The organism is Natronorubrum amylolyticum (genome assembly GCF_052040145.1).
GTDB lineage: Archaea > Halobacteriota > Halobacteria > Halobacteriales > Natrialbaceae > Natronorubrum.
Window position 1 is genome coordinate 485,513 of the sequence record NZ_JBPPFW010000003.1, and the last position, 24,631, is coordinate 510,143.

Here is a 24,631-nt window from a genome sequence, read left to right on the forward strand (position 1 = left end):
TCGTCGCGTTCAGCTACACTCGTTCGTCCGCTCAACAACGCTCGTTCGTCTTTTGTTTACTGCGAGCGGGCCGGCAATCCGTCCTCGAGGTGCTCGAGCAGCGCCGGGTGGAGCGAGCCGTTCGAGCCGAGCAACGGCGTTCGGTCGTCGGTATCGAAGTCGAACTCGTAGGGGTCGCCCGTCTGGTCGGTGAGCGTCGCGCCGGCCTCGCGAGCGATGACGAGTCCGGCGGCAATGTCCCAGGGATAGGTGTCGTGCTCCCAGACGGCGTCCGCGCTGCCGCTGGCGAGGTAACAGAGATTGAGCGCGGCGGAGCCGAGGCGTCTGACGCCGCGCGAGGCCTGATAGAAGTGCGAGAGGAAGGTGCCGTCAGGATCGTAGCCCGAAATCAGCATGCTCTCGTCGAGCTGGTCACGGTCGGTCGTCTCGATCGGATCGCCGTCGCGCCAGGCGCCTTTCCCGGCGATACCGGAGAACAGTTCGTCGGTTTCGGGGACGTAGACGACGCCCATCACCGGCTCGCCGTCCTCGACGAGGGCGACCGAGATCGAGTAGTTGGGGTTGCCGTGAGCGAAGTTGCCGGTGCCGTCGAGCGGATCGATCACCCAGGTGTAGTCGCTGTCCTCGCCTCGCTGGCGGGCCCCCTCCTCCGAGAAGATCGCGTGGTCGGGGAACTCGTTGCGAACAACGGTCGTGATGATCCGATCGGCCTGGTGGTCGGCCTCCGTGACGATATCGGACTTGTCGGTTTTGACGTCGATGGACTCCACCTGTCCGTGGAGTTCGCGAAGCGGCTCCCCGGCGGCCTTCGCGGCCTCCGTTGCGACCGTCAGCGCACGTTCGACGGTATCCGTCTCCTCGTCGGCGGTTATCGACTTCTTCGACGCGGCGGACAGCGGCTCGCGACGCTTCGCCGCCGGCACTTCGACATCCCGAACGTCCCAACCGAGTTTCTTCGTGATCGCGGTGAAGAAGTGATCATCGTAACTGGTTCGGACGATGTGGGCCAGTTTGTCTGCGCCGGTGGCCGTGATCTCGTCGCCCTCGGTGAGGATGGTGTGAGCACGGCCGCCGTCGACGAGCAGACTCGCCTGTTCCTGCGTGACGATCTGGAGCTCCGTCTCGGGAGAGACGACGATCGGCCGAACGCCGAGTTTGTGCGTGTGCAGCGGGACGATCTGGAGCGTATGGTTGTTCACGGGGTAGTGGACCGGCCCGTTGGCCGACAGCGAGATGCCGGTCGAGCCGGTCGGCGTCGAGACGGCAAGGCCCGTCCCCTCGAACTCGCCGACGTACTCGTCGTCCGCGTAGACGTCGAGTCGCGTCACCTTCCGGTCGATCGGGTTCTCCGGGGGCACCTGCTGGACCATGAGATCGTTGATCCCGGTCGCGTTCACGCCAGGTGCCTCGACGTGGACCTGCTGGCGGCTGTCGACGGAGGCCCGACCGCGGAGCGTCTCGTCGAGCGCGTCCTCGAGGTCCTCGGGCTCGACGCGGGCCAGAAACGCGAGCGTCCCCGTGTTGACGCCCAGCTGCGGGATATCCCGCGGACTGAACGTCTTGACACCCTCCAGAAACGTTCCGTCGCCACCGAGCGTCACGCCCAGCGTCGCTCGACTCTCGTCGTAGACGTCGCCGATGTCCTCCCCGACGGCGACGGTCGCCAGCCCGAGCCCCCGTTCTTCGGTCCACTCGGTGAGCGACGCGAGCGCCTCGTCGCTGTCCGGACTAACGATCGCGATGATCTCGTCCGTCGTGGCGAGCCTGCGTCCTTGCATACGTATCCCACGAACTCCTCGGCAGAAGTAATCTTGTATGCGTTCTCTTCGGATCGGTACTGTTCGGCGCACTGATACTCTGGATCTGGCACAACGCTTGTATCGGTCGGCGAGGACACGTTGCGTATGGCTGTGATCGACATTGCGCGGCGAACGGTCGTCACCGTCGAACCGACCGCCACGCTATCCGACGTCGTTCAGACGATGCGGACGGAACGAGTCGGGAGCGTCATCGTCGTCGACCAAGGCGAACCGATCGGACTTGTCTCCGACCGCGACCTCGCACTCGAGGTCCTCGACGGAGACGGGGCGTCAAAGTCGACGCCAGTGAGCGAGATCGTTGCTGACGACCTGTTGACGGTCGCCGCCGACGCGGGGATCTACGATCTCCTCGATCGAATGTCGCGCAAGGGCGTCCGCCGGGTCCCCGTGGTCGAAGACGGCGACCTCGTCGCCATCGTCTCGTTGAGCGATATCGTCGTGCTCCTGGGGATGGAACTCCAGCAGGTCGCGAACATTATCCGGTCGGTGTCGCCGGCCTACGAGCGACTGCCACGAAGTGACGGTGACCGACCCTACTAAAATCGAAGTGGCGTTGGTCGTCGTTACGGTGCGCTCGAGTCGACGGCGGTGCCGTTGTCGCCGATCCGGACGAAGCCGTAGTCGCAGTCCGGGCAGTGCCACTTGACCTTCTCGCCGAGGTGGAGCGTGGTGCTCGCCGCACGGTAGAAGGTCCGCTCGTCACCGCAGTTCGGACAGTCGTGGTCGAGTTCCATGGCCATACGCGGGCGTTTGGCGCGGCGCGTGTTTAACGTACCGATCGCTACCGCCGGCGTTCGCCTCTCGATCGAGATTACCTCGAAGGAGCGGGGACGCCGAGAAACTCGAACGGCTCGGTGTCGACGAGTTCTCCGGCGACGTCGCCAGCGAAGACGTTCGCTTGGTCCTGACCGAGCGGAAGCGTTCGAACACCGGCGTCGGCGGCAAAGTCGAGCTCGTCGAGATCCAGCCAGAAGACGTTCGGTGAGAGCGCGGATTCGAAGTAGTAGCGGCGGTCTCGGTGATCTGCGACCGTACGCCAGCGCGTCGAGGAGATGTGTGGCTCGTCCGGCGTGCTGATACCGTACGGCACGGAGACGTTGCGGATCACACCGAAGACGCTCGCCGTCGCGGTTCGACGGTCCTGGGTTTGCGGGATCGCGTCCACGTAGAAACTCGCCCGGGCGAACCGGTCGGCCGGGCGATTCGTCCCCGGTAACATGACCGTGCCGCCGATCTCCGACCAGTATTCGTCGAGTGCGAGTTGCTGGTCGAACGGCGGGGAGTTCGTCATCACCTGGTACTCCCGACCGTGATGGATCGTCAACTCGCCGTCGACGTACTCCAAGATCGCGCTGTCACCCGTGGCGTCCGACAGGGACAGATGCAAGGTGGCGAACCGGCCTTCGTCAGGGATCTCTTCGGAGACGACGACGAACTCCTCCTTCCGGTGATTTTCGACCGCCTCGGCTACCGTCTCGAAGTTGTCCAGGACGTACTGTACCCACATCGAAATCGCCAGACCGGGTGTGTCGCCGTCCCACTCGGGGTAGTCGGATTCGGTGAGCCACAGGAGGTTCGCGACCAATCCCGCCTCGTTCATCCCGTCAGTCGACGCAATGTCGTACGCAGAAGCGATGACGCTGCCGTACTCTGCGGACCACTCCATGGAGTTCGGACCGACCGCGCCGGTTCGATCCATCCCGCGGGGGAACACCCAGATGTTGGTTCCGATCTCGTCGTGCCAATCCATCGACCGACCGGTGATGACGACGTCTTCGGGACCCAGATACACTAATCGCGTGCACATCTACGATCGACCCCCGTGATTCCGGACCTCGAGTACGTTATTTTCAGTCACGAGGGTCTCGTATACCGAGCAGGACCATAAGTTGCGTCCGGTCCAAACTGATACGTTCGTCGCTGCGCTACCGGGGGAGTGAGCCACCTCGAGGGAACGACCATTTTCCAGTCGTGTCCCGATATCGTACCGCCCGTCCGTACCGCGAGCGGACCCAACCTGACGACCCACCGATGCGTCAGCAGTTAAGTGGCCGCCGTCCGTCGACTCGAGTATGACGATCTATACCGGTCGCGGCGACGACGGACAGACCGATCTCCGGGATATGACTCGCGTCTCGAAGACCAGCGCGCGCATCGAGGCCTACGGAACCGTCGACGAACTCAACGCCCTGATCGGGACGATCCGACCGACCGGCTACGACGACGTTGACGAGCAGTTACGAACGGTTCAGAACCACCTCCACGTCGTGCAGGCGGACTTCGCGAACCCCGACCCCGACGAGGACGACCCCGCAGTCCGCGCCGATCACGTCGAAACCATCGAGGACTGGATCGACGCGTACGACGAGGAACTCGAGCCGCTGACCTCTTTCATCTTGCCGACGGGCAGCGAACACGGTGCGGCGCTCCACCACGCCAGAACCGTCTGTCGGCGCGCCGAGCGCCGAGCGGTCGCCCTCGCGAGCGAGGAGCAGATCAACGAACAAGCAGTGCAGTATCTGAACCGACTCTCCGACGGCCTGTTCACCTTCGGTCGCGTCGTCAACAAGCGCGACGGCGAACCCGAAGATTCGCCCCAGTACTGAGTCGGCCACGGATTGCGAGGACGATCTCGCGCTAGTGGCCTGTCAAACGACTTCGATTCCGTCGCGAGAGATAATGTCAAGAATCTCCGACGCGACGTCGAGATGTCGTCCCGACTCGATACGCTCGGTCGAGCGAGTGTACTCGATAATGTTCGCCTCGTTCAGCAGCGGCAAGTGGGTGTGACGAAGAGCGACCACGAACTGAGAGCGTGATCGAGAATCCGCCGACTGTGCCTGCAGTCTTGCCACGACCTCGTTGGTCGTGACCGGCGCCTGCTGTCCGGCAAGATACTGACAAACGGCTCGACGTTCTTGGTTAGCAAGTGCTTTCAATACTAAATCAGGAGCGACGGTCATTGACATTACAGATCGTGGTTCGGTAGAAATGTGAGTGAGTGTCCAGCCTGTCCATTCAGGGTTTTAAGTACTACTTCCGCCGAAGCATCGATTCGATCAGCGAGGCGATCCCACGCCGTAACCGTTCAGAGACCGATTGTGACGTGATAGTGAACTGTGATGCGAGTTCGTTCTGTGTGATCCGACGTGGAATATCGAAGTAGCCCGACTCGTAAGCTTCGACGAGTAGTTCGCGCTGTGCCGAGGTGAGCGAGGTGACGTTCGCCTGGTCGTCTGTCGAGCGCTGATAGAGGGACAGGAGAAAAAACGAGCAGCCGTTAGCAACGTACGCTTCTCGGTACGTAATCAATGTTTCCCGGTCCGGGAAACGCATCTCGACTTGCCATCCATCCTGGGTCGCGTGACCGTCGATCAATCCGACATCGTCTTCGCCCCACCGCAGAAACGTCGATTTAGACCGTCCGTGCTGGGTGAGATCGACTCGGTAGAGGAACGCCGAACCGACTTCGTCTAACCGGTGACAGTTCGTCACTGTCGGATCGTTTTCGACGGCGACTTCGAACGCGGAGCTCTCGACACCGGATAGCCAGAACAGCAGTCGTATGCCATCGTTAGCCATCCGGTACTGTGCCTCGTGAGTGACGGAAATAGTGGAAAACGCAGATAATGTGCTGTGAAGTATCGCTTCGCTTACTATGAATTCAGCGACCAGCATGCCAAACTGATGAGGTAGCGGTTTTATATTACTTTTTAATGAACTCGCCGACCATCGATGTTCTCTGACACATATTTACTAGCAATTGGCAACTAGCTAACCACACACAGTATCCTGTAATTACTCTACCAATAACTGGCTCGAGTCCGTTCCGACGCTGTCGGGTACCCCGTGGCGGTGAGTTTCAACGCGGCCACGCTGGAGACCGCCACCGGCTAAATCGTGCACAGCGGCCGGCTGATCCTGCATCCACCATCGCTGAGTAACTCCTCGAGCGCGTCGTCGCCTGTAACGACAACTCCAGGGACAGATCGGCCGCGAAACGAAGGCGACCAACTGGAACTCGCTCGGTGCGAGTGGGTTGCGGTCAGCGTCGGCTGGTAGCCGGTCGACGGCCGGCGCGATTCCGGGCACGGTCCGATCCTGTTGCCTACGAAAGGGCTATATTGGATGGGGTCCTCCCCTTGGTAGAGTACCACATGAATAAGCACTTCGACGACAGCCGTTACTACCTCAGCCGCGCCGGCGAACACGCGAAACTCGGTCTCAGTGAGGCCGTCGAGCCCTACGCGGCGCGAGTCCGCACTCTGGTCGGCCGCGAGTCGGAACCTGAACCCGAGTCCACGCGTCTCGAGGCGGTTCGCGACGGCGTGGTTGATCTGGAGCGCAACGCCGCCGGGCAGGCCCGTACGGTCGTTGGGAACGCTCGAGCGACGCTCTCGCGGTCCGACGCGGCCGACCCAGCCGACGACCGCTGAAAGGAAGTCTTAAGTTAAACGCACGGATACAATCCCGTGCGGGTTGGTGATCTAGTCCGGTTATGATACCTCCTTCACACGGAGGAAGTCGGCAGTTCAAATCTGCCCCAACCCATTTTTGACGACACAATGACGACGAGCGTAGCGAGGAGTGCGTGCCGTCAAAATGGTCGGTAGATTTGAACGAGACGAGTCGCACGCAACGAGAACGCGGTCGCAACGCAATGCGATTGCGGACGGCGCAAAGCGCCGCGAGCGAGCACGTCTCTACAGTGTTCAAATCAGCCAACGTGCCCACTCGCTCAGTTCGTTCGCGAGAACGTATTGTCAGCACGGGCGACATGGTTACCGTGACACAAATCCATTACGACCATATGGATTGGTATCGCGTATTCGCTCTCAGTAGACTGGAATGTTATGCTGCGATTGCTGTTGGGGGAGCAATCGGTCGCCTTTGTGCGTATCGACTCGGTTTTGAAGGGATCAATCCGTTTCTGACGGCTCTCCTCTTTACTGCTGGTGGAGCGGCCGTACTGGTCGGTGTGCTAGTACTCAGTAGGGAGTGTTACTAGTCGCATCCGCCCAGTACGACGTGTACTTAGCAGATCTTCCTCGCCCGCTCATCACGAATCGAGGAAGGTCGGACTCGAGCCACGGCCAAACATTCCACGATACCACAAGCAACACGTGAAAACAATCCGTCACGTTCCGACGAACGCTTACAACCTTCCCAGTCATGCGAGAACATATGGCATACAAACTTCGGTGCGACAGCTGTGATCTCGAGCGCGAGTGTGCCGACTGGCCCGACGCGAACCGCGATGCGAGCGACCACGAAAGGGAGTATCCTGATCACTGGGTGAGCATTTACGATCTCCAGGCGGCCTGACGGGCGACCGGCCCCCTTCGTTCGCCTTTCCATACACTCTTGGTCGCGTGTGCCACAGTTGAGGGAAATGCAGTACTACGAGGACATCGAGATCGGAGACACTCGAGAATTCGGCGAGTACCACGTGACGGCCGAGGAGATCGTGGAGTTCGCCGAGCAGTACGATCCACAGCCGTTCCACACCGACGCCGACGCAGCGGAGGAGTCCGCGTTCGGTGAGCTAGTCGCCTCCGGCTGGCACACCGCCTCGATGTGTATGCGGATGCTCGTCGACGGCCCGATCGACGAGCGAGCGAGTATGGGCGCCCGCGGGGTCGACGAACTGCGCTGGAAGCGGCCCGTCAAACCCGGCGACACGCTCTCCGTCCGAACGGAAATCGTGGACAAGCGCGTCTCGGAGAGCGATCCCCGGAGAGGCTACGTCGACAGCCGCGTCGAGGGATACAATCAAGACGGTGACGTCGTCGTCTCCTTCATCGCGCTGGCGATGACCGAGCGGCGAGACTCCGGCCAGTAGCCCGTCGGTCCCGGCTACGCCGTCAGTTCGGTATCGAGGTGCGCCGCGAGAATCGCCGTCTGGACCGTCCGCAGGTCGGTCTCCTGAATCGTCGCCGCGGCCTGAAAGCGCTCGCGAAGCTCCGTGACGTGTCGCGGCTTGGCCGCGAGATGGACGAGCGTGAACGAGTCGGGATCGACGGCTTCCGCGGTCTCGAACGCCGCCTCGTCGTAGCGCGTCGCGAACGACTCGAGGACGTCCGCGAGCAGGGCGTCGGTCGCGTCGGCACCCGGGTCACCAGCGGGGACGAAATCCGCCGTCTCGTCGAAATAGGTCTCGAGATCGACGACGCCTGCCGCCTCGTACAGTGATTTGGCGAGCGCGTCGACGGTTGGCTCCGATAGGTAGACGCCGAACAGTTTGTACCGATCGTCGTCGGTCATACCTTCTCCTTCGTGGTCGACGTACAAGTAGGGTCACGAAACGCCCAGATCAGAAGCGCCGCTGCAGTTCCGAGCGCTGTGTCGGTTCGAGTTCGACTCGCTCCAGCAGCGCCGCACGCTGTGACGGCTCGCCGTGTCCAGCCACGAAGCCGTTGAGCCGTGCAACGACCGTCGAGTCGACGAACGCGTCGCCGTAGCGGGTCGCAAGTTCGTCGCCAACGACTGGCGTCGAGCGGAGTTCGTACTTTTGATGGTAGTCTTCAGCACGGGTGAACGCCTCGAGTCGTTCGAGATCTGTCGCGACCGATCGGCCGGTCCGCTCCTCGAGCTCGTCCCGGTGGCGCTCGGCGGTCGCCAACTGATCGTCATCCGCCGCGAGGACGACACTCCGATACTGGCGTTTGGTCGCCGTCGATCCCCAGTCGTGGTTCGTCCAGAAGACCTCGAGTAGGTCGTCGTAGCCCAGCGTATCAGGATCGTACTCGACCTGCACGACTTCGGTGTGGTCCCCGAGCGAGTGGTAGCTGGGGGTCGGCGATGTCCCGCCAGCGTATCCGACACGCGTTCGAACGACGCCCTTTATCGCGCCGAAGCGGGCGTCGGGACCCCAGAAGCAGCCCATTCCGAACGTCGCCGTTCTCGTTTCGTCCGTCGTCGGCGTCTTCGCGTCCTGCTCGCCCGCTGGTGCAGTCCTCGCATCCGCACTCGAGTGATCCATGCCCGTTTTTCGCCGTCCAGACGGATGGCTTCGTCGCCGCCGGGGATCGACACTGGGACGCGCAATCGACCGGTACAGTCGGCTCCGGACTACTGTCTGTATGGATGGATCTCAACGGCCAGCGGCGTGGAAAATGGCGACTCGTTCAAAACTTGTAGTGAGCGATTTCGGCCGATCCACAGGTCGGACACGTGTCGGGTTCGTGGTCGAACTTCGACCCGCAGTTGCGACACTCGTACAACTCTCCGTCGTCGCCGATGATCAGTCGAAGTCTTGTAACCACTCCCATCCCATCGATCCGTTTGGCCCAGACGCTCATTAATCGAACTGCCAGCATTGTGCGAAAGGTAACAGGATCACAGACCCTCCGACCGAACATACATTCCTCGAGATAACTAGTATACTAAACACATGTAACTACCTGGATCTGTATGATTTCGATGATAGATACATGTCTGATAGCTTGGTGCGGAAAAGCGACTCTGTATCGGTACTCGAGTCGTACGAGACGAAATTCTAATGACCTCTCTAATCAATATCGACGTATTAGGGCATATGGGCCGGATAGATGGCGCTCTCAAATTGGTTCGGTCTCGAGTCCGAAACGGAACGAAAATCTTCTCTGATCTATAGACAGTCGAATATGATGTCTAGAGTTTGGTAATAAATCGAAATTCTATATAGAACAGTATAAATCTATTTAATTCCGCATATAGGGGTAGAGGAAATATGAATGGCAGCGACCTCCTCAAAGTCATCATTTCCGAGTTGACGAAAATCACCTAGAGGGGCTACTACTACTTTCTACGCCCACAGATAACTCTAAAAACCGGAGCGTTCTCGTGATAAACCGTGACAGCGCTCCGTTACGTCCGAGGGACGTTGCCGGTTCCGCGAGCGACGACAACTGTCGATCGACGGCCGAGAGAATTACAAGCATATGGTTGTAAATTTAGCTGTGTTCAGTCAGACGGAACGCGGTAATCGAGCACGGTCTTCGCTGAGGAGTCGAGACACACGAATCTAGCGGATGGTCGCATCACAAGGCACCGTTCAATCAGGCTGAACGCCGACGATCGAGACAGACCGCGATGCGGGCTCACTCCGAGAACAGGAGGTTGACTTCGATCGTGTTCGCAGCCGAGAGCAGCTGATTGTGCAGTTCCTCGTGTTCCCACTCGTTCTCGAGTCGATGTTGCGGACCGACGACTGTCACTGCGCCGTGAACGTCGCCGTCGTTGTCGAGTACAGGGGCACCGACCGCGCTGATACCGGGAAGGTACTCCCCCTGATTGTACGCGACACCGTCTTCGCGGACGGCTTCAAGTTCGGCTTCCAGCGTCGCCCAATCCGTAATCGTCTCGTCCGTAAAGGCCGGGAGTCCCCAGGTGTCGACGATTCCATCGATCCTCGACCGATCGAAGTGAGCAAGCATCGCCTTCCCGGCGGCCGAACAGTGGAGGTACGTCGGTGTCCCGACGCTGATACTCGAGGAGACCGATCGCTCTCCGTCGCAAGCCCGAATGACGGTTCCGAGGCCGTTCTGCTCAGTTGAACAGAGCACGCGCTCTCCGGTCCAGTCCGCGAGGTCCTCGATCGGCGTCTCGGACGCGGCGTACAGCGGTTCGGCGTGTTTGACGTGCTCGCCAAAGGAGAGGAACCGAACGCCGAGTCGGTACTCGTCGCCGTCCTGGACCACGTACCCCTTCGAGCGGAGCGTCGTCAGGTGGGCGTGAACCGTACTCTTCGGGAGGCCAGTCCGCTCGGTCAGCTGGGTAACGCCGGCGCCCTCGGACTGCCAGAGGGCCTCGAGAATATCCAACGTCTTGACGACCGATTGCACCCTGTCGCCCTTATCCGTGCCCTGGATTGTCATACCAATAGGTTGCCGTGGAGGTGACATAATTGTTCTGTTCTGTCGAACGCTTGCGTTCGATTGGCGCTCGAGAGAGACCGATTCATCTCCTTCCGGCAGACGTATGCGACACGATAACACTTATGTACCACGTTCTGTCATATAGGCTATGGACTTTAGCGAACCGTCCGAAGCGGTGCAGATCAAGCAGGCACTCGACGACTTCGTCGATCAGGAGGTCAAACCGCTCGAGAACGAGTACGATCAGTTCCTCGGGGCGGACTACGAGAAACACATCGTCGACGAGAACCACCGGCAGGTCCCCGAGTACCGCGATATCGTCGAACAGATCCGTCAAAAGTCAGTCGAGGCGGGGTTCTACGGGATGACGATGCCCGAAGAAGCGGGTGGCGGCGACGTCGATATCCTCACGCGGGCGATCGTCGGCGAACACATGTCGAACCGGCCGCCGGGGTTCCACAGCGCCATCTTCGGCGGCGCGGGCGGCCCAACTCCGATCCTGCTGGCCTGTGACGAGGACCAGCGCGAGGAGTACCTCCAACCGCTGATGGACGGCGAGATCACGACCTGTTTCGCGCTCACCGAGCCGGGCCACGGCAGCGACGCCCACTACATGGATACGACCGCCGAGAAGGACGGTGACGAGTGGGTGATCAGCGGCCAGAAGTGCTACATCACGAACGGCCCGTACGCGGACTTCACGATGGTCTTCGCGCGAACGAGCGGCGATGACGGGGATCTCGAGGGGATCACCTGCTTCCTGGTCGACGCGGACAACCCCGGCTTCGAGGTCGGCACGATCCACCGCGCGATGGGGATGACCCCCGGCACGCACTCGGAACTCTACTTTAACGACTGCCGAGTCGGCGAGGATCAGGTGCTCGGCGAAGTTGGCCGCGGGTTCCAGTCGGCGATGTCCTGGATCGGCGGCGGCCGGATCAACATCGCCGCGGGTTCCGTCGGCACCGCCCAGTACTTACTCGACATCTCCGTCGATTACGCCCGCGACCGGAAAACCTTCGACAAGCCGATCGGGCACAGACAGGGCGTCTCCTTTCAGCTCGCCGAACTGGCGACGGACATCGAACAGGTCCGCCAGCTCTACCGCTACGCGGCCTGGAAGATGGACAACGGCGAGCGCGCCCGCAAGGAGGAGTCGATGGCGAAGCTCCGCGGCGCCCAACTCGCGAACGACGCGGCCGACATCGCCATGCAGGTCCACGGCGGCGCCGGCTTCATGAAGGAGCTTCCGATCGAACGCAACTACCGCTCCGCGCGGGTGTTCCGCATCTTCGAGGGCACCGACGAGATCCAGAAACGAACGATCGCCCGCGAGCTAATCTGAGGCGGGCTGATGAGCAAACCGACGGAGCGGACGACGGACTCCACAGAAACGGAGATCACGCGACTCGAGTTCGACATCGAGTGGCCGCCGAAACACGCGGCGGCCTACCTGCTCGAGACGCCGGCGCCGATCCTCGTCGACGCCGGAGACCCCAGCGACCGAGCCGAGGAGACGATCCGCGAGGGACTGGCTGACCGCGGCTACGAGCCGGGAGACGTCGAGGCAGTCGTCGTCACTCACCCCCACAGCGACCACATCGGCCAGGTGCCGTTGCTTCGCGAGGCGGGCGCGACCGTCTACGCGCCCGAACCCGTCCTCGAGCGACTCGAGCGAAATCCTGACGATCTGGCCGACGGCGTCCGCGAAGTCGGCCGCTCGGCGGGCTACCGGGGCGAAGCGATCGAACGCGAAGTCGAACGCGCCAGGAGTTCGTTGCAACGCAACCGGCGACTGCTCGCCCCGGACGAGGCCGTCGGCTTCGCGTTCGACGGCTCGTTCTCGGTGGCGGGCCTCCAGTTCGATCCCATCCACACGCCGGGTCATCAGATCGACCACGCCAGCCTCGCGGCGACGGTCGGCGGCCAGCGCGTCCTCTTCAGCGGTGACGCGCTCGTCGAACCGTTCCGACCCGGAGCGATTCACGTCGGAATCGATCACGGCGCGTACGAGGCGGTCGACGCGTTTCACGACGCCATGGACCGACTCGAGTCCCGGTCGTTCGATCGGATCTTCCCTGGCCACGGGCCCGTCTTCACGACGTACCGGGAGACCATCGAGTTTACCCGAAACGAACTCGAGTCGCTCACCGCAGCCACCCTCGAGGCCGTCGTGACCGTCGGGCCGGCGACGCCGATGGAGATCACCCGAAACCGCGCCGGCGAAGTTCGGTATCCGGCGCAGTTGCTCGACACCCTGGGTGCGCTCGGAACGCTGGTGCGACGAGGCCGCGTCTCGTTCGACAGTTCAGACGGCGTTCGTCGTTACTCGTTCATGAAGGCCTCGCCCTGATCGAGGGGGAGGACGAGTCGGTCCGCGATTCCGCCGTAGGCGTCTCGAGCGCGGTCGAGAAGATCCTCGGGCGGCGCTTCGATCGCGAACGTCGCGACCATCTCGTCCGTGACGCGGTCGGCCATCTCCTCCCACCGCTGGTCTCTGGAGAGATCGTGGAGTTCCTCGCCGATCGAGCCCCAGCCGTGGTGCTCGAGGACGTCGTGGTAGGTTCGGGTACTGCCGTAGAACGCGATCCGGCGGCGAACCTCTTCGCGGGACCGATCCATTTCGTCTTCGGTCGCGCCCGTCACGACGAACGGACTCGCCGAGAGGGCGACGTCCTCGAGGGACCGGTCGGCGCGGTCCGCCCCCTCCGCGACCGTGGGGGCGATAACGTCGCTCGCGTACGCAGGCGTGTTGAACGGGTGCATCGCCAGTCCGTCACAGAGTTCTCCAGCGAGTCGGATGTTGTACTCGTTGACGCCCGCGATGTAGATCGGCACGTCGGGGTAGTCGATCGGCCCGGGATCGAACGTCTCGGTCATCAGGGAAAACGAGTAGTGGTCGCCCTCGTAGTCGAGTTCGGCCTCCCCCCGAAAGACGTCGAAGATGTGGCGCAGCGATTCGACGACCTCTCGCAGTCGGGGGCCGGGTGACTCCCAGTCCACGCTGAACCGCCGTTCGTTGTGTCCCTTGACCTGCGTGCCGAGACCGAGGACGAACCGCCCGTTCGAGTATTGTGCGAGATCCCAGGCCGTGTAGGCGAGGGCCATCGGACTCCGAGTAAATGCGAGCGCGATGCGCGTTCCCTGCTGGATCCGTTCGGTCCGATCCGCGATGATCGGATGCGGCAAAAAGGCGTCGTGGTCCGTTTCGGCCGTCCAGACGCCGTCGAAGCTGAGTTCCTCGGCGCGTTCGGCGGCGTCGCCGGTCTCGGTTGAAAGATGCGGCACGTTCGCATCGATGCGAATCGTTGACATACAATGTAGTCGATGGATCGAGGCTTGAATCTATCGTCGAAACGAGAGATCGACCAGCCGGACCTGGCACCAGCGGGACGGTGCCCCGACGCCAACGCGGCGGAGTGCAGACGTCGACGGGTTGATGACCGAACGTCGGCCGATCGGCACCGACTCAGACGACCCGGTTCTCGAGGGCCTCGCCGTCCCGGAATCGGTCGTAGTTCCGGATGAACACGTCGGCACAGCGCTCCCAGTAGTGGGGGGTCGATCCGGCCATGTGCGGCGTCACGAGCACGTCGTCGCGGTTCCACAGGGGTGACGCCTCGGGCAGCGGTTCCTCCTCGAAGACGTCTAACGCGGCGCCGCCGAGTTCGTCGGCCTCGAGTGCGTCCACGAGCGCCCCCTGATCGACGACCTCGCCGCGGGCGATGTTGACGAGGACGGCATCGTCGGTGAGCGTCGCCAGCGCCTCGGCGTCGATCAGCCCGCGCGTCTCCTCGGTGAGCGGGCAGGCGAGCACGAGGTAGTCGCTCTCGGCGAGGACGGTCTCGAGTCCGTCCGGACCGTAGACGTCGTCGACGGCCGCCGGCGCGTCGGTCGGATCGCGTTTCGTCCCGATCACGCGAGCGTCGAACGTGTTACAGTAGTCCGCGATCTGTGATCCGATCGCGCCGACGCCGACGATGCCGACCGTGTGATCGCCGAGCTCACCGCCGCTGTATCGCTCCCACGTCTTCGTTCGTTGTTGGGCGATCGCGCGATCGAACCGCCGTTCGAAGTGGAGCAGATACCCCAGCACCTGCTGAGCGATCGGCTTCGCGTGGATTCCTGAAACGGTCGTCAGGGCGACGTCGCGAGCCTCGAGCGCGTCGTGATCGTAGGCGTCCGTCCCGGCGCTGAGCGCCTGTACCCAGCGCAGGTCGTCGGCCGCGGTCAGCACCTCCTCGGGGAGTCGACCGGTCACGACGATCTCCGCCTCGGCGACGGCCTCGAGCAGGTCGTCCTCGTCGGGATGCACCAGGTCGATGTCGGACCGGCGGTGGCTGATTTCCTCGAGCAGAATCGGGCCACCACCCCCGAAAACATACGGTGTAACGACGACGGTCATACGCTCACCGTCCGGTAGCCCGCCCCGCCGGCGCGATCCTGCCGGTTCCGGCCGGCGGTATCCGTCCGCTGTTGCCGACCGCGTCGGTGGTCGGTCGACCGTGACCGCTTGCCGAGTGGCTGACACCGCCTTCGCAACTGAGGCCCGTGTTGTCGTTCCATGGCCCACCGTACTGCCGGAACTAATAAAAAGTGTGTGTCAATACCAGGGATCGCTGGTATCTCGGCCCCAAGGATAGCTGCTGTCCCGTTATTAGGTGGTTCCGTCGCTCGAGTAGCGCCGCTAGAGGAACTGTAAACCGGTTGTATCTGGCAATCTGCGACCGATCATCGTGCCAACCACGAACGACTCGTTGTGGAAGAAGCTGATCGTTCAAACACTTCTTAGCGCACAAGGCACTGTATACTCGACTAAATCGGATCGTAGTCGAGATAGTACGGCTTTTGTACAAATCTGTGAACGGCTACTCATCCTGCTAACAGCGAAACTGTTAACATATACCTTGTGTATTGTGATGGCATGGCAACCGATCTCGAGCCACTAGATCGATCTCGTCGGTTCTACGACGACGGGTTTTCGATCGGGAGGTTCGAAATTACCTCAGACGACTTCTGGGGCTGGCTGACAATTCTGCCAGTAGTGGCCCTGTATACGCTCGTTGCACTGATCCCGATTGGCTTTGCAATCCTGGCATCACTCCACAGCGTTCCTCTGTTGAACCCACAGTGGGAGTTCGTCGGATTCGACAACTACATCGATGTCTTCCAGCTCGATCGATTCTGGGGTTCGATGTGGCGCGGGTTCGTGTTCATGATCGGATCGACGGTCATTCAGCTGACGGTCGGTATCTGGATGGCGCTCGTCCTGAACAAGATTTCCCGCGGGAGCCGAATCCTGAGTACGCTCGTGTTCACGTCGTACCTCATTCCGACGATCATCGTGACGATGATGTTCCTGTTCATGCTGGACCCCTACGACGGTGTCCTGCACGCGGCCGGGAGCTCACTGGGTCTCTGGGACGACTACCTGCTCGGGAACACGAGCCTCTCGATGATCACGGTCGTCATCATCAGTAGCTGGAAGTTCTCGGCGTTCGTGACGCTGTTTACGCTCGCCCAACTCCAGTCGATTCCGGACCGCTTCTACGAGGCGGCGAAGGTCTGTGGGGCAACGACGTGGGAGATGTTCCGAGATATCACGCTTCCGCGCATCTACGGAGCCATACTGGTCGTAATCTTCCTCCGCGCGGTGTTCATGTTCAACAAGTACGACATCATCTGGCAGCTCACCCAAGGTGGGCCGGGCAGCGCAACCACGACGATGCCGATCCTCGCCTACCGGGAGACGTTCGATCTGGGCGCCTACGGCATGGGTAACGCGATCGCCATCGTGATGTTCCTGTTCCTGCTCGCGTTCGGACTGGTCTACCTGAAGTACGCCAATCCGAGCGAGGAGGTGGAAACATGAGCACCGAAGAGGAATCCGATCAGCCAGCGTTCGGTCGCACGTTCCGGGTCTCACACACCTACCGCAGCATCATCTACCGAGCAGGGCTCTACGGCAGCGTGGCAACGTTGCTGCTGATCCTCGCGTTCCCGCTGTACTGGATGGCCCAGAGCGCGTTTACGACGCGTGAGGGAATTCAGGACGGGATCACGTTCCTGCCGACGCCGGAGACGTTCACGGTCGAGCAGTTCGATATCGTCTTCAACCCGACTGTCGGTCGATACCTCCTCAACAGTATCATCGTTACCACCGGCGTCGTCATCACCGTCATCGTCGTCTCGCTGATCGCCGGCTACGGCCTCGCGCGGTTCGACTACAAACACAAGGTCAAGGTGGCCCGCTTCCTGTTGGTTGGCTACATGTTCAGCCCGATCGTGATCGCGATCCCGCTGTATCTCATCTGGGACTACCTCGGGTTGTTGAACAGGTACGTCGGACTGATCATTGCCCTGAGCGCGTTGTCGATGCCGTTTGCGGTCTGGCTGATGTGGAAGTACATCCAGACCATACCGACCTCGCTGGAGGAATCTGCATGGGTCGCCGGTGCGTCGCGATGGCAGGGGTTCAAGGACGTGATCGTCCCACAGACCAAGCCGGCGATGATCGCCAACTCCGTCTTCGCGTTCGCGATCGCGTGGGGCGACTTCACCATCTCCTACATCCTGATGCCGTCGAACGAGGCGACGACGTTCCCGCCCGGCATCTTCCGCGTGTTTACCTCCTCGTGGGAGACCGGCTGGGCCGAGTTCATGGCGATCAGTCTGCTCGTCTCGCTGCCAGCGTTGCTGTTCGCGTTCTTCCTGCAGTCGTATCTCCTGAAGGGATTCAAGATTCGAGCCCTCTGAGGCACCGCCAGACAACCACACACCACTTCAACACCACACACAACACGAACCCATGGTCGAAATCAACATTCAGAACCTCACGAAGAAGTTCGGATCGCTCGTCGCCGTCGACGACTTCAACCTCACCATCGAGGACGGCGAGTTCATCACGCTCGTCGGTCCATCCGGATGCGGGAAAACGACGACGCTGCGCTGTGTCGCTGGCCTCGAGAGTGCAACCTCGGGACAAATCATGTTCGGCGACCACGACGTTACCGACCTCCCGGTCCAGCAACGTGGAATCGCCCTGCTGTTCCAGGATATCGCGCTCTACCCCCACATGACCGTCCGCGAGAACATGGCCTACCCCCTGAAACTCGAGGGGATGAGCAAGGAACAACGCCACGAGCGAGTGCGTGAATCCGCCGAAATGCTGCAGATCGTCGATCAGCTGGACAAACATCCAAGCTCGCTTTCGGGGGGACAGCAACAGCGCGTCGCGCTTGGCCGATCCATCGTCAGAGAGCCCGCAATGTTCCTGTTCGACGAGCCGATGAGCGACTTAGACGCGAAGCTCAAACACGAACTGCGGCCGCTGTTCGCGGAAGTGACCGACAAGGTCGGCTGTCCGACGATGTACGTGACGCACGATCAGGAGGAGGCGATGACGATGAGCGACCAGATCGCCGTCATGAACAACGGGGAACTCGAGCAGGTCGGGCCGCCGGAGGAGGTGTACGACGAACCCCAGACCTCGTTCGTCGGCGAGTTCATCGGACGACCGAATATGGAGTTTTTCGACGCGGGCGTCAATCGGGAGAACGGAACCATCGATCTCAGTATCGGTGACGATGTCCACCAGATCACGACGACGGACGCACTCGCGCAGTATTCGGGCGGGAACGTGCGGATCGGGATTCGACCGCAAGACATTACGGTTGTCGAAGATCCGAACGACGGTGTAACCGGCGACCACGTGTTCGACGAGACGCTCGGCGATCAAACCCACAGTCTCTTCGACACGCCGCTCGGTCGGATCACCGTCGTCACGCCGCCGCGGTTCCGCGGCGGAGAACAACAGTACGGCCTGCAGTTCGACACGGACGCGATGAAGGCGTTCGATCCGAAAAGCGGTCTCCGGATCCAGTAGCCACAGCCCTGCCGATCGCGATCGGTTCGCCGATACGGTCCGTCGTCATTCGGTACCGGTGATCGCTGCCGTGTCCGAACGAACACCGGTTAAACGATGTACTGATCCGTATCCAAACGCTTCTCGTTCGGTTGTAACGACGGCTTCTCGGCAAAGAAGCGGTAAAATAAACGATAGTTTTATAATGATTGTTAACAACACACATGGTACATGCCGGGTAATGGTATCCACAGGCGGCGAGCACTACAAGGAATTGGAGTCGGTGCAGCCGGACTCCTTGCGGGGTGTCTCGGCGGCGGTGACGACGACGACGAAATACACGTTCTGACCGACTTCGACGGTGATGACTGGGAGAACCACTGGGATGACGTACTCATTCCAGCGTGGGAAGAGCAGTCGGACGTCCCGATCGAGGTCGAGTACACCGGCTTCCAGGGAACCGGAGAACAACGACTCGCGACGCTGATGCAGTCCGGCGATGCACCCGAGTTCTACCACGCGACGACCTCCGAGATCGGTGACCTAATCAACCAGGGGCTGACGCGACAGGTCGACGACGTCGTCGACGACTTAGAAGACGAGTGGGGCGACGCACTGTTCAAGTACACGCTCCAGCCGATGACCGGCGACCGGGACGACGAAACGCACTCGATCCCGCACGGCGTTTACGTGGGTGGTTGTTTCAACTATCGCTCGGACGTCTACGAGGCGCTCGACCTCGAGGTTCCCGAGACGTGGGACGAACTCCTCGCGAACGCCGAAGCGATCGACGAAGCCGGCGGCGACTTCGAAGAGATGCGCGGGTTCGGAATCCCGGGTCAGCCGGACGGGAAAGCGGGGTCGGACTTCTCGAACTGGCTGTACAACTCCGGCGGCGACGTCTGGCAAGAAAACGGCGGCGACATCGAACTGTGGTTCGACGAAGAGCACGTCATGCCCGTCCTCGAGATGCTCGAGGAACTGGCCGAGTATTCGCCCGATCCGTCGAGTCTAAACTGGTCGGAAACCATCGAGTACTGGATCGGCGGCCGGTTCGGCCAGTGTTTCATGAACAACGCGTGGCTCTGTGGACCGACGATCGGGACCCCCGCGGAGCCGATCGGCCTCGCGACGGAGCAGGCGTTGATCCCGACTCGAGACGGAGCCGATCCGATCACGCGCGGGTGGGTGCTCGTCAACGGGACGCCGATCATCGAGGGCTCGAGCAATCCCGAAGAGGCTGGCGACTTCAAGCGGCTAATGTACGGCGCGGACCATCACGTCGACGTCTCCCTCGTCGAACCGATGCGCTTTATTCCGCCGTACGAGGATATCATCGAAGACGAGGAGTACCGCAGCGCCGAGGTCTTCGAGATGCACGACGGCGCGTTCCTCGCAAAGAACGAGTACATCATGGAGGAGCTCGTTCCCGAAATGGACAGCCCCGAGGTCGTCTCGAGTCCTGAGACGCTTCACGTACAGACGTTCGACATTCAGGCCCAGATGGTCAACCGGTTGCTCGTCGACGACAACGACGCCGACGATGTCTACGAGTGGGGCGTCGATCAGTACGAAGATCGGTGGGAACAGGTCAATCAACAGGCGGACTACTGATCGCTACTCAGCGGGCTGTTCGTCGGCATTTTCTGCGGCTCGATCCGTCGAGTACAGCGGCTGTGCTTCCGTAACTGGACGAACGACGAGCGTTCCGGCAAGCCGATCACCGAGTCGCCGACCGCGTGGAGATCTGCGAACGGACAGCCAGCCGAGCACGTAGCCGAAGGGAAGCCAATCGACGTACCGCAGTACGTTTCGAATCGCCGCACTACGGGCAGAGAGCCGGCTTCCGTCGTCGTCGACGACGAGAATTCCCATTCGTTTCTTCCCCGGCGTCCGAGCGTACCGCCACTCGAAGGCAAACGTGTAGAGCAGATACACCGGCACGAGTCCGACGACGCTCAGTGCAACCGCTTCACCGGTGTTCGCAAGGAAGTACTCGAGGAACACGACCATCAACACCGCCAGTATCGCGGTCTCGATGAGGACGTAACAGATCACGAGATCGATCACGGTGGCGATCGCGCGACGCTTGAGCAGCGCTGGCGACGCCGACTCGGGGTCGGGGTCGGGCACTCGTTTCGTCGGAATCCAGTCCAATACGCTCATCGTCGCTCACCCGCATGACAGCGGTCGGCTGATCGGCCGAGAGTGGGTTTCGGACGGTCCACGCAAGCTGATACGCAGGGTGGGGTCGTCAGTCTTCGGCATCGGTCTCGACTTCCCGACCGGAGTCCGACTCGTTCTCACGACCGGCATGCGAACCGGCTTCGGCGTGTTCCTCCTCGTAGTCGTGTAACGATTTCATCCGCTTCTCGAGGTCGACGCCCTTCTTCGCTCGGAGGGAGCGGACGCGATACTTGTAGGCCGGGTAGGCGAGGATCATCCAGCCGAGGATGATCCCGAGTACCCATCCCAGCTCCAGTGAGACGCCAGCCAGAAAGACGGTCGCCACGAGCGCGCTCGCGACGGCGACGAACTTCAGGACGGGCAACGGCAGCTTGTAGATCGAGTACTCGTAGCGGCGCTCGAATCGCTCGGGGAAGTTCCACAGCGCGACTGAGCTGATGATCGCTCCGATCAGCGACGTCATCGCGAGCACCGAGGCCATCAAGACCGGCGTCGTCGAACTGATCGGCGGGACCATGATCAGTGCGGGGACGGCCAGCAGGAGGATCGCACGGTAGGGCGTCTGGTACTCGGGGTGGAGTTTCGCGAAGAACAGCGGAATCGCCTCGTCGCGGGCGGCTCGCATCAGCTGTCGGGAGTAGGCCGTGTAGAGCGTGTTGAGCGACATAAACGCGCCGACGACGGCCGCGGAGATAGGACGGTCCGCGATAATTCAACCCTTTCACATAATAGTTTGCGTACTCGTGAATCGACTCGGTTCAACGACCGTTTCGCCCGAACCACCTGACGGGAAGGACGCCCGAAATCCGGACGATGACGTCTATGCCATCGTTCACCGTGACAAACCACCACAATCTATTTAGCGACCGTCGGAAAAACGCAGGGTATGACCGCATTCGCCGTCCGGAGGCACTGCCATGGCTGAGCCGATCGTCGCTGGCGTCGCCGAGAGCGACCTCGGCGAGACGCCCGATCGGAACTGGCTCGACAACGCCGGCATTGCGACGGTTCGAGCGCTCGAGGACGCCGGACTTGCCCTCTCGGACGTCGACGGCGTCGCCGTTGCCGGCGGCGACGACTACATGCCCGCGCTCGTGCTCTCGGAGTACCTCGACCTCGAGGAGCCGTCGCTGCTCGAGGGCACCGAAATCGGCGGCTCCTCGTTCGAACACTTTTGTGGACACGTCGGCGACGCGATGACCCGCGGCCGGGCGGACGTCGTCGTGATCGCCTACGGCTCGACGCGGAAGACCGGTCCGGGGCGGGATCGCTCGCTCGAGGTGACCCATCCCGTCGACGGCTTCGTCCGGCCGACGGGGCTGTTTCGCCCGCCGGGCGCGTACGCGATGGCCGCGAAACGGCACATACACGAGTACGGCACGACGGAGGCGCAACTCGCCGAAATCGCGGTGTCGACCCGCGAGTGGGCGTCGATGAACCCCAAGGCCGCCCAGCGGGAGGAAATCACGGTCGACGACGTCCTCGAGTCCCGTCCGGTTGCCGAGCCGTTCAACCTGCTCGACTGCTGTCTCGTCTCCGACGGCGGCGGGGCCGTCGTGCTGGTCTCGGAAGCGAAAGCCCGCGAGATCGGCGTCCCGGAGATTTCGGTCGCGGGCGTGGCCTCGACGAGTACGCACCGCCAGGACATCAGCGAGATGCCGGATATGACGACGACCGGGGCTGCGGTGACCGGACCGAAGGCGTTCGAGGAGGCCGGGATCACGCCCGCGGACGTCGACGTGGCCCAGCTCTACGACTCGTTTACCTATACGGCGCTCGTGACCCTCGAGGATCTGGGCTTTTGCGATAAAGGCGAGGGCGGATCGTTCGTCGAAGGCGGGACGACCGCACCGGGCGGCGAGTTGCCGATGAACACCCAGGGCGGCGGGCTCTCGTACTGCCATCCGGGTCACTTCGGCGTCTTCGTCCTCATCGAGGCCGTGCGACAGTTGCGCGGCGATTACACCGGCGATCGGCAGGTCGATGGAGCCGAGGTTGCGGTGGCCCACGGCACCGGTGGCGTGTTGTCCTCGAGTAGCACCGTCGTCCTCCGGAGGGGAGCATGATGGGAGCTGATTCGGCGGTCGTCGAGGATCGCCGCGAGTTCTGGGAGGGGCCGGTTCCGGTTCCGACCGGTGCGAATACCGAGTTCTGGGCGGCGACGCTCGAGGGTGAGTTGGTGTACCAACACTGCGAGGAGTGTGGGGCCGCCCAGTTGTACCCGCGGGCCGTCTGTACGGGCTGTGGAGCCGTCGATCCACCGTTCGAGGCGAGTTCGGGCGTCGGGACGGTCTACAGCTATACCGTGTGTCACGTCCCGGGCGAGCCCGGTTTCGGGGACCGGACGCCGTACGTCGTCGCGGCGATCGATCTCGAGGAAGGTCCGCGGCTGCTGGCGCTGGTGGACTGTGCCCCAGAGAGGGTGGAGATTGGGACGGCGCTTGAGGTCACGTTCTGGCAAGTCTCCGACGAGGCTGCGCTGCCCGTGTTTGTACCTCGCTGAGACGGTTGGGCACGTTGTGATCGGTTTTTGCCGGTCTCGAGAAACGGAGTAGTGACGACTCGAGTATGTTGTTTCAAGAGAAAGAGATCGAAAACGCTGCTCACGCTGGCGGCGAGGACTTCCACGCCCTCCCCAGCCGACTCACTCACTCCCGCCGGTCGTTCGCTCATCCCTCACACGGAATCGGCGTCGCACCCTCGCTTCGCTCGGGCACGACGCCAGCGCGCGCCACCGCATACCGTTGTCTCGAGACGCTGTAGCATCCAGAAAGAGCCGTATTGCTCAGTCTTCCTCGAGCGTCGCCGTCGCCGACCCGGTCAGCAGCGTCTCGCCGTGTTGGTTCGTCGCCTCGAGATCCACTTCGACGACACCGTCGTCGGACTCGCCGTCGACGATCTCGCCGGTCGCGACGATAGCGTCGCCGGGGAAGACCTGCGACTGGAATCGGACGCCGAAGGAGTCGATCGACTCGAGCCCGAACCAGTCGGTCACCACTCGAGAGGCGACGCCGGCCGTGAACATTCCTTGCCCGAAGACGCTCTCGTTGCCCGCCGTGCGGGCGTAGGGCTCGTCGTAGTGGATCGGGTTGAAGTCCCCGCTCGCACCCGCGTACTTGACGAAGTGCTTTCGCTCGAGGTCCTCGACGACGACCGTGGGGCCGGTATCGCCGACGTCGACGTCGCCGACGGACGAAACCGTCTCGAGCGATTCGGGCTCCGGAATCTGTCCGCCGTTCGCGACGGCGTCAGCCTCGTCGGCGTCGCTCGAGTCGTTCGACGCCTCGCCGTCGTTCGCGTCGGCTTCGACGGCCCCGGACGTCTCGATGGCCGTCGCGCGGTCGGTGAGCACCAGATCACCGTTCTCGTCTCGGTACTCGGTCTCGTAGACGGCGAACGTCATCGTCCCGCCGCGGCCACCCTCGCGTTGGAAGACCTTCGCGAGCGTCGTCGTCCCCGTCAGGACGTCCCCGACCTGCAGCGGGCGCTCGTACTCGTAGGCCTGTTCGCCGTGGAGGACGTACTCGGGTTGGAAGCCCAGATCGAAGCCGTACATCTCGATATCCTCGGGTCGGTATCGCGGGAATCGACTTACACGGGGGTAGGTCAGCGGCGCGGGAACGCGATCGAAGCCGCGGTCCGACGCAGCATCCGGGTCTCGAAACACCGGGTTCGGCTCCGTGATCGAGCGCGCGAACTCCTCGACTTTCCCCGGTTCGATCCGGAACTCCTCGACGGTGACCTTCGAGTCGCCGACCATCGCCTCGAGGTCGGCCAGCGGCTTATTCGGCACGGGCGACACCTCGAGCGAGCGAGCGCTGCGATGATCCGCGCTGACGATCCGTCGGCCGCGTTCGGGACGTGATCCCGATCCGGGTTCGGTCCATGCCGAGGTGGTTTCT

Annotated in this window: 27 protein-coding genes and 1 tRNA gene; 15 read left to right on the forward strand and 13 right to left on the reverse strand. The window is 62.0% G+C overall.

Annotated elements, in window-relative coordinates:
• Positions 1-56: 56 nt before the first annotated feature.
• Positions 57-1,778 (reverse strand): inositol monophosphatase family protein, encoded by a 1,722-nt coding sequence (locus tag ACSFDB_RS13750; RefSeq protein ID WP_440771533.1) that lies wholly within the window; start codon positions 1,776-1,778, stop codon positions 57-59.
• Between the two features lie 126 nt (positions 1,779-1,904).
• Here ACSFDB_RS13750 and ACSFDB_RS13755 point away from each other — a divergent pair, with 126 nt between their 5' ends.
• Entirely contained in the window at positions 1,905-2,360 is a 456-nt protein-coding gene (locus ACSFDB_RS13755; protein WP_440771534.1) for a CBS domain-containing protein, read from the forward strand.
• Between the two features lie 23 nt (positions 2,361-2,383).
• Here ACSFDB_RS13755 and ACSFDB_RS13760 read toward each other — a convergent pair whose 3' ends face one another.
• Together ACSFDB_RS13760 and ACSFDB_RS13765 are read right to left on the reverse strand one after the other, a co-directional pair.
• Positions 2,384-2,560, reverse strand: a complete 177-nt coding sequence (locus tag ACSFDB_RS13760; protein WP_440771535.1) for a DUF7838 family putative zinc beta-ribbon protein — start codon at positions 2,558-2,560, stop codon at positions 2,384-2,386.
• Between the two features lie 71 nt (positions 2,561-2,631).
• Positions 2,632-3,627: a linear amide C-N hydrolase gene (locus ACSFDB_RS13765; protein WP_440771536.1), complete on the reverse strand. Its 996-nt coding sequence runs from the start codon at positions 3,625-3,627 to the stop codon at positions 2,632-2,634.
• Positions 3,628-3,892: 265 nt separating this feature from the next.
• On the opposite strand from ACSFDB_RS13765, the gene ACSFDB_RS13770 reads away from it, so the two are divergent.
• Entirely contained in the window at positions 3,893-4,426 is a 534-nt protein-coding gene (locus ACSFDB_RS13770) for a cob(I)yrinic acid a,c-diamide adenosyltransferase (protein ID WP_090303703.1), read from the forward strand.
• A gap of 42 nt (positions 4,427-4,468) precedes the next feature.
• Here the strand turns inward: ACSFDB_RS13770 and ACSFDB_RS13775 are convergent, their stop codons facing one another.
• Both ACSFDB_RS13775 and ACSFDB_RS13780 read right to left on the reverse strand, forming a co-directional pair.
• Positions 4,469-4,789 (reverse strand): DUF7344 domain-containing protein, encoded by a 321-nt coding sequence (locus tag ACSFDB_RS13775; RefSeq protein ID WP_440771537.1) that lies wholly within the window; start codon positions 4,787-4,789, stop codon positions 4,469-4,471.
• Positions 4,790-4,853: 64 nt separating this feature from the next.
• Positions 4,854-5,402 carry a helix-turn-helix domain-containing protein gene (locus ACSFDB_RS13780; RefSeq protein ID WP_440771538.1) on the reverse strand — a complete coding sequence of 183 codons (549 nt, stop codon included), beginning with the start codon at positions 5,400-5,402 and terminating at the stop codon, positions 4,854-4,856.
• Between the two features lie 575 nt (positions 5,403-5,977).
• Here ACSFDB_RS13780 and ACSFDB_RS13785 point away from each other — a divergent pair.
• The 4 genes from ACSFDB_RS13785 to ACSFDB_RS13800 all read left to right on the forward strand — a co-directional run bounded on the left by ACSFDB_RS13785 (position 5,978) and on the right by ACSFDB_RS13800 (position 7,662).
• Entirely contained in the window at positions 5,978-6,256 is a 279-nt protein-coding gene (locus ACSFDB_RS13785) for a DUF7553 family protein (protein WP_440771539.1), read from the forward strand.
• A 40-nt stretch (positions 6,257-6,296) separates the two neighbouring features.
• Positions 6,297-6,371, forward strand: a tRNA-Val gene (locus ACSFDB_RS13790).
• A 633-nt stretch (positions 6,372-7,004) separates the two neighbouring features.
• On the forward strand, positions 7,005-7,145 hold the full coding sequence (locus ACSFDB_RS13795; RefSeq protein WP_440771540.1) for a hypothetical protein: 141 nt from the start codon (positions 7,005-7,007) through the stop codon (positions 7,143-7,145).
• 67 nt (positions 7,146-7,212) lie between these two features.
• Entirely contained in the window at positions 7,213-7,662 is a 450-nt protein-coding gene (locus ACSFDB_RS13800) for a MaoC family dehydratase (protein WP_440771541.1), read from the forward strand.
• A gap of 14 nt (positions 7,663-7,676) precedes the next feature.
• Here ACSFDB_RS13800 and ACSFDB_RS13805 read toward each other — a convergent pair whose 3' ends face one another.
• The 3 genes from ACSFDB_RS13805 to ACSFDB_RS13815 all read right to left on the reverse strand — a co-directional run bounded on the left by ACSFDB_RS13805 (position 7,677) and on the right by ACSFDB_RS13815 (position 10,678).
• The gene (locus ACSFDB_RS13805) at positions 7,677-8,084 is read right to left on the reverse strand and encodes a hypothetical protein (protein WP_440771542.1); all 408 of its coding nucleotides are present in this window, start codon (positions 8,082-8,084) and stop codon (positions 7,677-7,679) included.
• A gap of 49 nt (positions 8,085-8,133) precedes the next feature.
• Positions 8,134-8,802, reverse strand: coding sequence for a peptide-methionine (S)-S-oxide reductase MsrA (gene msrA, locus ACSFDB_RS13810; protein ID WP_440771543.1), 669 nt, complete (start codon positions 8,800-8,802; stop codon positions 8,134-8,136).
• Positions 8,803-9,901: 1,099 nt separating this feature from the next.
• Positions 9,902-10,678: an IclR family transcriptional regulator gene (locus ACSFDB_RS13815; RefSeq protein ID WP_440771544.1), complete on the reverse strand. Its 777-nt coding sequence runs from the start codon at positions 10,676-10,678 to the stop codon at positions 9,902-9,904.
• A gap of 148 nt (positions 10,679-10,826) precedes the next feature.
• Here ACSFDB_RS13815 and ACSFDB_RS13820 point away from each other — a divergent pair, with 148 nt between their 5' ends.
• Together ACSFDB_RS13820 and ACSFDB_RS13825 are read left to right on the forward strand one after the other, a co-directional pair.
• Complete coding sequence (locus ACSFDB_RS13820) at positions 10,827-12,023, forward strand: acyl-CoA dehydrogenase family protein (RefSeq protein WP_440771545.1); 1,197 nt, start codon at positions 10,827-10,829, stop codon at positions 12,021-12,023.
• Positions 12,024-12,032: 9 nt separating this feature from the next.
• The gene (locus ACSFDB_RS13825; RefSeq protein WP_440771546.1) at positions 12,033-13,031 is read left to right on the forward strand and encodes an MBL fold metallo-hydrolase; all 999 of its coding nucleotides are present in this window, start codon (positions 12,033-12,035) and stop codon (positions 13,029-13,031) included.
• Here the strand turns inward: ACSFDB_RS13825 and ACSFDB_RS13830 are convergent.
• Both ACSFDB_RS13830 and ACSFDB_RS13835 read right to left on the reverse strand, forming a co-directional pair.
• Complete coding sequence (locus tag ACSFDB_RS13830) at positions 13,004-13,993, reverse strand: TIGR03617 family F420-dependent LLM class oxidoreductase (RefSeq protein WP_440771547.1); 990 nt, start codon at positions 13,991-13,993, stop codon at positions 13,004-13,006. The genes ACSFDB_RS13825 and ACSFDB_RS13830 overlap by 28 nt on opposite strands.
• Before the next feature lie 154 nt (positions 13,994-14,147).
• On the reverse strand, positions 14,148-15,083 hold the full coding sequence (locus tag ACSFDB_RS13835; protein WP_440771548.1) for a D-2-hydroxyacid dehydrogenase: 936 nt from the start codon (positions 15,081-15,083) through the stop codon (positions 14,148-14,150).
• A 519-nt stretch (positions 15,084-15,602) separates the two neighbouring features.
• On the opposite strand from ACSFDB_RS13835, the gene ACSFDB_RS13840 reads away from it, so the two are divergent.
• From ACSFDB_RS13840 to ACSFDB_RS13855, 4 genes are all read left to right on the forward strand, one after another.
• Entirely contained in the window at positions 15,603-16,550 is a 948-nt protein-coding gene (locus tag ACSFDB_RS13840; protein ID WP_440771549.1) for a carbohydrate ABC transporter permease, read from the forward strand.
• Positions 16,547-17,434 (forward strand): carbohydrate ABC transporter permease, encoded by an 888-nt coding sequence (locus ACSFDB_RS13845; protein ID WP_090303692.1) that lies wholly within the window; start codon positions 16,547-16,549, stop codon positions 17,432-17,434. Before ACSFDB_RS13840 ends, ACSFDB_RS13845 begins: the two co-directional genes overlap by 4 nt.
• A 52-nt stretch (positions 17,435-17,486) precedes the next feature.
• On the forward strand, positions 17,487-18,563 hold the full coding sequence (locus ACSFDB_RS13850) for an ABC transporter ATP-binding protein (protein WP_440771550.1): 1,077 nt from the start codon (positions 17,487-17,489) through the stop codon (positions 18,561-18,563).
• Positions 18,564-18,773: 210 nt separating this feature from the next.
• Positions 18,774-20,156 carry an ABC transporter substrate-binding protein gene (locus tag ACSFDB_RS13855; protein ID WP_440771551.1) on the forward strand — a complete coding sequence of 461 codons (1,383 nt, stop codon included), beginning with the start codon at positions 18,774-18,776 and terminating at the stop codon, positions 20,154-20,156.
• 3 nt (positions 20,157-20,159) lie between these two features.
• Here ACSFDB_RS13855 and ACSFDB_RS13860 read toward each other — a convergent pair whose 3' ends face one another.
• Entirely contained in the window at positions 20,160-20,708 is a 549-nt protein-coding gene (locus ACSFDB_RS13860) for an RDD family protein (protein WP_440771552.1), read from the reverse strand.
• An 88-nt stretch (positions 20,709-20,796) separates the two neighbouring features.
• On the reverse strand, positions 20,797-21,441 hold the full coding sequence (locus ACSFDB_RS13865) for an amino acid permease (protein WP_440771850.1): 645 nt from the start codon (positions 21,439-21,441) through the stop codon (positions 20,797-20,799).
• A 205-nt stretch (positions 21,442-21,646) separates the two neighbouring features.
• Between ACSFDB_RS13865 and ACSFDB_RS13870 the strand changes: the two genes are divergently transcribed.
• From ACSFDB_RS13870 to ACSFDB_RS13880, 3 genes are all read left to right on the forward strand, one after another.
• Positions 21,647-22,795: an acetyl-CoA acetyltransferase gene (locus ACSFDB_RS13870; RefSeq protein ID WP_440771553.1), complete on the forward strand. Its 1,149-nt coding sequence runs from the start codon at positions 21,647-21,649 to the stop codon at positions 22,793-22,795.
• On the forward strand, positions 22,795-23,232 hold the full coding sequence (locus ACSFDB_RS13875) for a Zn-ribbon domain-containing OB-fold protein (RefSeq protein ID WP_440771554.1): 438 nt from the start codon (positions 22,795-22,797) through the stop codon (positions 23,230-23,232). The genes ACSFDB_RS13870 and ACSFDB_RS13875 overlap by 1 nt, the downstream gene beginning before the upstream one ends.
• Before the next feature lie 65 nt (positions 23,233-23,297).
• Positions 23,298-23,492, forward strand: a complete 195-nt coding sequence (locus tag ACSFDB_RS13880) for a hypothetical protein (protein WP_440771555.1) — start codon at positions 23,298-23,300, stop codon at positions 23,490-23,492.
• A gap of 22 nt (positions 23,493-23,514) precedes the next feature.
• Here the strand turns inward: ACSFDB_RS13880 and ACSFDB_RS13885 are convergent, their stop codons facing one another.
• Positions 23,515-24,522, reverse strand: a complete 1,008-nt coding sequence (locus ACSFDB_RS13885; RefSeq protein ID WP_440771556.1) for an FAS1-like dehydratase domain-containing protein — start codon at positions 24,520-24,522, stop codon at positions 23,515-23,517.
• Between the last annotated feature and the right edge of the window lie 109 nt (positions 24,523-24,631).